This is a genomic window from Polaribacter sp. M10 (genome assembly GCF_054968445.1).
On sequence record NZ_JBSSBG010000036.1, the window covers coordinates 1 to 8244 of the forward strand.

An 8244-nucleotide genomic window follows, 5' to 3' on the forward strand; every position below is an offset into this window, starting at 1 on the left:
TCTAAACGGCTAAAAAAATAATTTGAACGGTATAAATTAAACCTAAAAAAAGGTCAACCTATATCAGGATAATACAAAAAACGAATGAACAAAAATTTAACCTTCCTATTTCTGACTTTAATTTGCTTAACTGCATTTGGACAAAATGCATCGAAATTGAATGAACAAGCAAAGAAACTAATAGAAACTCGAGAATTCCAAAAAGCAGTTCCGATTTTAAAACAAGCAGCGGAATTGGGAAATGCTGAATCTCAATATAATTTGGGTTATTGCTATAGAGCTGGTACTGGAATCGAACAAAATACTGAAAAAGGAATTTATTGGTTCTCAAAATCTGCTGAACAAGGATTTAATGATGGACTTTACCAAATGATGATGGCTTATGGAAATGGAGATGGAGTTGAACAAGACTATAACAAAGCTTTTGAATTTGGTTTAAAATGTGCTGAAAATGGAGACGGAACTTGTATGTGGAATATAATTAATTGTTACTATTCTGGAATGGGAGTTGAAAAAAATATGAATAAAATGTTGGAATGGGCAACTCGACTTGGAAAATTAGAAAATCCAGAAAATTTAACAAAAAGCGGATATATAACTTCTGTTCGTTTACAACTCGCACAAATGTATAGAGAGGGTGGAGAATTGGAAAAAGACTTATTTAAAAGTTATCAATGGTTTTTAATATTTAATGAATTTAAAAAAGACTTCTCTTATATTAAACAACAACAGATTGTAAAAGAAATCGAAGAATTAGAAACTAAACTGACTTTTGACCAAAAGGCTAATGGACAGAAAGAAGCTGAAAAATTATTGGGTAGACCATTAGAAAATATTGAAAATCTATACAAAGCTGAATTATAAAAAACGTTTAACAACACCGTACAAAATTAATTGCTTGCTTTTTGCTTACTTACGAAAATCCTCGCGGATTTTCTTTGTCAGTAATTATTTAGTAACTCTATTGCTTAACCACAGCAACTAACCTTGTACAAAAACGTTGTGCGTCATACCCAAACTGTACTCAAATGAAAATAAACTTTATAATTTTTTCACTTTTATTCTTAATCGGAATTTCTTGTAAAACTAATGAGAAAAAAGATAATTATGAAAACAGAATAAAAATTGAGTGGGTTGAAAATCTAAATGGAGATTTCTCTTTTAACGAAAAATGGAGTTATGGAGATGGTATTTATAGAAATAAAAATGGAGAATTAAGGCTAGATTCTGGAATGGTTCCTGAAGAAATTTCGGAGACTATAACAAGAAAGTATGACAAAAAAAACAGAATATATAAAGACTCATTAACTGAATACTATAAAATTGTTGATACGACACACATATTTCATTCAATTAAATCTGTTGCGAATGTATATGAAAATACCATTTATGACCATTTTGAATTTAAAAAGATGAAAACTGGAGAAATTAAAGGAGAAACAATAAATAATGTTTCTGGTTATAGTCATTTGCATATTAAGTTGGAAAACGAATATTGCTATGCTTGGAACGATTATAAAAGTACTTTTGACAAAGGAAATCATATTTTTAATTTAAAAAATGGTCGAATTTTAATTGACAAGTCATTATTTAAAAAAGGAATAATAAAAGCAAAATTTGACTTTAACTTTAAAAACACTTTAGAGAAAGAGAAAAAATTATCTTGGGAAGGAAAAATTTACAGCAAAATTGAAACTGAATAAAGTACGAACGCACAACACCGTACAAAATTAATTGCTTGCTTTTTGCCTACTTACGAAAATCCTCGCGGATTTTCTTTGTCAGTAATTATTTAGTAAATTTAGTGCTTAAACCACGCAACTAACCTTGTACAAACACGTTGGCATTCATTGACTGGAAAATTCCAAAATAGAAAGATTACAATTTATATCTTTACATTATTAAAAAAAAAATAAAAATATGGAAACTAAAAAAAATGAATTTTTGATTGACAATATTATTGAGAAATATCAAAATTTATCTCGAAATGAAAAATCAATAATTAATATATCATTTGTAATACTTTTAGTTCTTTTTATAATTGGAGCTTTTTATAACGGAGGAAAAGCATTTGGAGAATTTTTATTTTGTGTCAATAATTAATTTTTTGGAATTTTAAATTAAAAAGTAAATAACAAAAAAACTTAGTATTTTAAAAAATTATGAATAGAAAATTTTACCTAAAATTAGGAAACTTGCATTTCACAAAAAAAGCAATTTTAATATTATCATTTGGATTTTTCATAACTGGAATTACATTAGGAGGTTTAATAATTAGTAGTATAAAATCAAATGAAAGTTTTAGCATAATTAATTTTATATTGGCTAATATTTCTATTTGGTTTTTTACTTTTCGTTTTTTAAGAAATGAAGTAGTTGAGAAATCAAATTAAACTATTTATATATTTCACTTAATTGAAACTGAATCTAAAACAGAACTCAAATTAAAATCGGAATTTTGCAAATTACGGAATTGTTTACTCAATGAGAATTGAAAAAGTTCGCAGAATAAAATACTTGCAGAATTTACTCAAACTTTGAAGAATAAAAACTGAAATAAAATAAGTCGGAATGAAAAACAACGAAATGCCAACACCGTGTAAAAAAAATTGCTAATTTTAGCTTAACTAAAAGTTGTTGCTTTTTTTGCAATCTTATATTTTCCTTCGGAAAATAACGATGGCACAAAATCGCAACTTTTAATACACATAAACGTTACCCAACATTTGAAAAAACGCTACGAAATAAATAATAAACTTCTGAAAGGAATACTATTTGACAACCTCAAAATGGTAATTCTTCTAATAATATTTTTGCCAATTTATTGGAAATGGAAAACAGGAGACGAATTTATTCTTGACCAAAAAATATTTATAATTTTCAGTCTAATAATATTTATAATGAATATTCCTTCTTTATTAATATACTTGGACTATTATTTTGAAAATAAAAACACATCTTTTGTTTTAGATTTTGAATCAAAAGAAATTGAGATAACTCAAAACGGAATCACAAAAAATTATACAATAAAAGATGTTGCTGAATCAAATTATCATTTAGGAATTTATTATAAGAATGCTATTGATAGAGCTGGAAGAATTCCAATGCTTGTATCTGACTTTGGTTATTGGGATTTAAAATTTAAAAATGGAGACAGGTATTATTTGACAAACATACTTCACGATTTTATTCACGACGAACCATTTTTAGGTAAAACAAAATATAGGTTTAGAATGTTTACATATATAAATAAAAGTGACAAAAAACAAGCTATTAATTTAGAGAAACAGGAAATAGAAGAAAAAACTTTAACTGAAAGTTTTATAGAAAAATTTAAAGATAAAAATGAAAATCAACTTTTGAAAATATTGGAAAACAGGAAAGACTATCAAAAAGAAGCTGTAAAAGCAGCTGAAATATTAATGAAAGAAAAAACGTTGGGTAACACTGTATAAACTTTATTGCTGCTAAATTTTTCCTTCGGAAAAATACGCAGGCACAAAGTTGTTTAATAAATTGCTTACTTTTAGCATAATAAAACGCAACAAAGCTTATACCAAAACGTTAGCATACATATGAAAAGAACATTGAGTATCATAATATTATTGGTTTCTACATTTGGTTTCGCTACCGAACAAATTCCTGATATTTTGATATGGAAAAATGACACAATTTCTTTACATAGTAATCCATTAGGTTCATATCCGAAATTAGACGACATGAATTTATTTGGCGACCAAGATGCTGGATATTCGACTGCTTGTTGGAGAGGATATGTTGCAGAGTGGAAAATTATTGAGAATAAACTTTACTTATCAAATATCTATAGTTGTGATTATTCCTATTCCGAAAATAAAATCAAAGCTGATTTGAAAATATTATTTCCAACAGCATATGACAATGGAATGGTATTAGCAAATTGGTATTCTGGTAAACTATCAGTTCCGAATGGAAAATTAATAAATAGAGAATTAAAAATCTATGAATCTGAATGGATTTTAGGAATTAGAAAAGGACAAGTTATCGATGAAAAAAAGTTCGACAATTCCAGTTCTCATATTTCTATTTACACAAAAAATCAAGATAGTTTAAACAGTTTCATTACAAAAAACATTAATTGGAATAAAATACCACGTTTAGAAAAGGGAATTCATAAAGTTTATGGACTTATAAAATCTGGAAACTCGAAGACGGAATTTAGCGTAGAAATAAAATCAAGGACTGAATACAAAGAATTGGAAAAAGAAGCTTTAAGAATATTAAAATTACTACCTGAATTTGATTTTTATGTTAAAGCAGGAGAAGTGATAAATGTTAAGTACGCTATACCAATAATGTTCAACGAAAATAACAGACCGAAATAAAATACGTATGCTAACACCGTATATAATTTATTGCTAGTTCTAGCCTACTTACGAAAATCCTCGCGGATTTTCTATTCGGTTTTTATTTGCTAAATTAGGTGTTTAAACCACGCAACAAACCATATACAAACACGTTACCAAACAGTTGAAAACCGAACTATGAAACAACTTCTGTCTTTAATATTAATATTTTCGTTTTTATCAAGTTGCGACCGAAAAAAATCGGAAAAAACTCAATCTGAATTTAAGCCACAAACGGAATTAAAAGCAGAAACGAAACCTGAACCTAAAAAATTAGACACAACCGTTGTTTATTGGCAAACGGATTTCGATACTATCCAGAAAAATCAAGAAGTGAAAATCGGAAATAAAATTCACCAACTTGAATTAAAAACATATTCGTTGAATGACAGCTCAATTGTCCGAATAAACGACTTGAATAAACCTATAATTTATAAAGACATATATCACGATAATGTAACAGAAATAATATTAAAAAAAGGAAACGATATTATTCTTAAATCTCTAGTAAAGAAATCGACATTTAAAGATAGTCTTGATGGAGATTTTTTAAAATATTCTGTTTTGAGAAGTGTGGAATATGATTTTATACGCTCAAACCGACTTTATTTTAAAGCGGATATTGATGTTCCAGATACGGATTGGGCAATCGGAAGTGATTTTGCGATTTTTTATCAAACCGAGAAAAAAGGACAAATTGATTTTTGGAATATAAAAGACATCGGGTTATAAAAAACCGTTTGGTAACACCGTGTATAATTCATTGCTAGTTATAGCCTACTTACGAAAGTCCTCGCGGACTTTCTATCTGTGATTTATTTGCTAACTTTAGTGCTTAAACACGCAACGAAATCATACACAAACACGTTGTGCATAATTTGAGAAATGAACAGAGGAATTTACATACAGATAATAGAAAATGAAGAATTTAAAGACAGAATATTTTGGAATGAATCCTCTGATATTTATACTTTTTTACGAAATCACACGCTGAAAATTGAACATAAATTCGATACGAAATTCAATAGTTTCTCTGACAACGAAATTCCAATAGATGGAATAAAAATACTGGTAAATGGAATTAAAAATGACTTGAATTTTCTAGTTGGAGAATATGACAATAAACCAATTGTAAACGGACTGAATTCAGTTGACACAGAATACAATGGAAAACAAATGAAATTGTATTACAAAGCTTCAAAATTACATTTAATGATTTTGAATTTAGTTAGATTTCTTAAAAAATTGGAATCTGTTGTTGAAAAGAACAAAAAAGTATTTGTTTGTGGAAATGCTTATTTCAATGAAAATATGTTAGAATCACTAATGAAACTAAAATCTGACTTCAAAAAGAATGGAATTATTGAAATTAATAAAAATCAAGAAACTGAATTGACTGAACTGATTAAAAATAAAAGTCTGATTAAATCAGGCGAAAATTATAGATTAACTCGCAAAAGTCTGATAATAGATATTGCGGAATAAAAAACTATGCACAACACCGTATAAATAAAATTGCTACTTTTAGCTTAACCAAAGTTAGTTGCTCGTTTGCTTGCTTCTGATTTTCCTTCGGAAAATCCTCGCACACAAACACGCAACTTTGCTTATACAAACACGTTGGCAGTAAATTAAAAAAACCTAAAAATGAAAAATAAAAATTTTGAATTAGAAGAAATAGAGATTTTAAAGGAAATTGTTCAAAACGGAATTATTGACTACGATAACGAAAAATTTACTGAATATGGAAAAAAGGTAATTTTAAAGTTAAACTTGAATGTTTTTAAATTCACACAAAAGGAAAAAGAAATAATATCAAGTTTTACAATGAATTGGTTTAACAAGAATGAAAATAAACTTGACATACTTCACGAAAAATATTATCAAAAAAATCCATTAAATTACCTGAAAGTCGGAGAAATTGAACGTGAATTAATGGATAAATTAGATTTGGTTAATTCAATCAGAGGAAAAATAAACGCTCAAAAAAAATATATGTGTTTTAAAATAGTTTTTTCTAATATCGAAAGAATGAAAAATTTGAATGACATTTATATATCAGAAAATGAGGGAAAACCTTATAAAATTGCCTTTGTAGATTATTCAAAAAACGAATATTTAAAATGGAATCTTGAAAGTTTTGAGAATTTCGAGACAAAAACATTCTTTAAAACGAATAAAGCACAACTTCGAGAAACTAAAAAACTGTTTAAATACGAAATCAATAAAAATCAAGCTCATAATTTATTTAAAAATTACGTTGGAAAAAATAATGAAATGAAATTTTGCGAAGAAATTTTGAGATAAAATCTACTGCCAACACCGTGTAAAAAAAATTGCTGGTAAAAGCCTACTTACGAAAATCCTCGCGGATTTTCTTGGTTCGTATTTTATTTACTAATTTTAGTGCTTAAACCACGCAACTTTCCTTACACAACAACGTTGTGTGCAATTTGAGAAATGAGAAAACTACTAACATTTATATTATTTATTTCACTTTTCGGTTGCGAATCAAAAGTTGACGGAATTTTTTATATCTCGAACGGAAGTCAAGACCAAACTGAAATTCCTTTGCGATTGATAGTGGATAACGACACAATATTTGACCAAAGTGCTAAATACACAAATATTGCACCTGACTTACAATACATTGAAAACAAAAAGCTGACTAAAGGAAAACACAAAATTGTTTTTGAGGTTGGAAATTCAGACTTGAAACGAACGGAAAATGTGGAATTTGATAAAGACAAATGGATTTTTCTCTCGTATGAATTTAAAAAAACAGCTGATTCGATAAGAAAAGCTGAATTAGACAAAAGTTTTGGCGGAATAAAGGACTCGACGAACTTATTTTTATATAATGGACGGAAACCAAGTCTGACCTTTCACATAATGGAAAATGAACCAATACATCAATAAAAAAACTGCACACAACAACGGCTATAGTTCATTGCGGCGGAATTTCCTCTCGGAAATTCCTGCGTATTTGCTAACTTTGGTTTACGGCGGAATAATTCTGCCGAACCATTCCGCAACGAAACCATAGCCAAGACCGTTGTAAAACATTTACGAAAAACCTCGAATTTGAAATTTATATTGAAAATAATTTTAGTAGCAGTAGTCATATTCGTAGTTGGAATAACTGTCTTTCTTTTTGCATTTGGAGACCATACAAATAGAACTAATTTTAAAATTTATTCTGCTGACAAAAAACAATGTGTGACTGTCATTACACAAGGAAAAATGAGGTATTTTATAAATGGAGAACACAATTCTGTTCCGAAAACGGAATATATAAAAATTGACAAAAGTGGAATTCCTCTTATTGGAGACGAAATCGGAATTTGTTGGAAAAATGAAAATTACGAATGGGAAATCGTAAATCACAATTCAAAAATTATTGACGTGAAATTAGACACGTTGAAATTTAAATTCAATACGAGTTGGGAAAAAGATAAATACGGAATTCCAAATTCGAAAAAGTACATTAAACCGAATTGTGGAACGATAGGACTTTTAAATATGAAAACATACGATGAGACTATAATAATAGAAAATTGAATTGAATAAAAAAACGATTTTACAACACCGTACAAAATTAATTGCTTGCTTTTTGCTTACTTACGAAAATCCTAGCGGATTTTCTTTGTCTGTAATTATTTAGTAAATTTAGTGCTTAAACCACGCAACTAACCTTGTACAAACACGTTATGTTTAATTGCTCAGGAAAATCGAAATGCAGGAAAAATTTGCTAAATATTTTTTAAAGTTTGTTAAGTTCAAACCAAAAAAGGAAAATAAAAACGTGGGAATATTTTAATTTCTGAAAATCTAGTAATAATCTAAGAATTAAATTCTT

10 protein-coding genes are annotated in these 8244 nt (G+C 28.0%); all 10 read left to right on the forward strand.

The annotated features are described in order from the left end of the window. The first annotated feature begins 84 nt into the window (after positions 1–84). The 10 genes from ACWYN7_RS16935 (at position 85) to ACWYN7_RS16980 (ending at position 7946) form a co-directional block, all read left to right on the forward strand. On the forward strand, positions 85–864 hold the full coding sequence (locus tag ACWYN7_RS16935) for a tetratricopeptide repeat protein (protein ID WP_462861162.1): 780 nt from the start codon (positions 85–87) through the stop codon (positions 862–864). Positions 865–1028: 164 nt separating this feature from the next. Next, entirely contained in the window at positions 1029–1703 is a 675-nt protein-coding gene (locus tag ACWYN7_RS16940) for a hypothetical protein (protein WP_462861163.1), read from the forward strand. Positions 1704–1920: 217 nt separating this feature from the next. Continuing rightward, a complete protein-coding gene (locus ACWYN7_RS16945; protein ID WP_462861164.1) occupies positions 1921–2103 on the forward strand; it encodes a hypothetical protein in 183 nt (60 codons plus the stop codon). 623 nt (positions 2104–2726) lie between these two features. Beyond that, entirely contained in the window at positions 2727–3455 is a 729-nt protein-coding gene (locus ACWYN7_RS16950) for a hypothetical protein (protein ID WP_462861165.1), read from the forward strand. Positions 3456–3575: 120 nt separating this feature from the next. Continuing rightward, positions 3576–4364, forward strand: coding sequence for a hypothetical protein (locus tag ACWYN7_RS16955; RefSeq protein ID WP_462861166.1), 789 nt, complete (start codon positions 3576–3578; stop codon positions 4362–4364). 159 nt (positions 4365–4523) lie between these two features. Beyond that, positions 4524–5117 carry a DUF4738 domain-containing protein gene (locus tag ACWYN7_RS16960; RefSeq protein ID WP_462861167.1) on the forward strand — a complete coding sequence of 198 codons (594 nt, stop codon included), beginning with the start codon at positions 4524–4526 and terminating at the stop codon, positions 5115–5117. Positions 5118–5270: 153 nt separating this feature from the next. Then, positions 5271–5870 (forward strand): hypothetical protein, encoded by a 600-nt coding sequence (locus ACWYN7_RS16965; protein WP_462861168.1) that lies wholly within the window; start codon positions 5271–5273, stop codon positions 5868–5870. Positions 5871–6032: 162 nt separating this feature from the next. Next, on the forward strand, positions 6033–6692 hold the full coding sequence (locus ACWYN7_RS16970; protein WP_462861170.1) for a hypothetical protein: 660 nt from the start codon (positions 6033–6035) through the stop codon (positions 6690–6692). A 153-nt stretch (positions 6693–6845) separates the two neighbouring features. Continuing rightward, positions 6846–7304 carry a hypothetical protein gene (locus tag ACWYN7_RS16975; RefSeq protein WP_462861171.1) on the forward strand — a complete coding sequence of 153 codons (459 nt, stop codon included), beginning with the start codon at positions 6846–6848 and terminating at the stop codon, positions 7302–7304. Positions 7305–7604: 300 nt separating this feature from the next. Beyond that, entirely contained in the window at positions 7605–7946 is a 342-nt protein-coding gene (locus ACWYN7_RS16980; RefSeq protein ID WP_462861172.1) for a hypothetical protein, read from the forward strand. Positions 7947–8244: the final 298 nt, after the last annotated feature.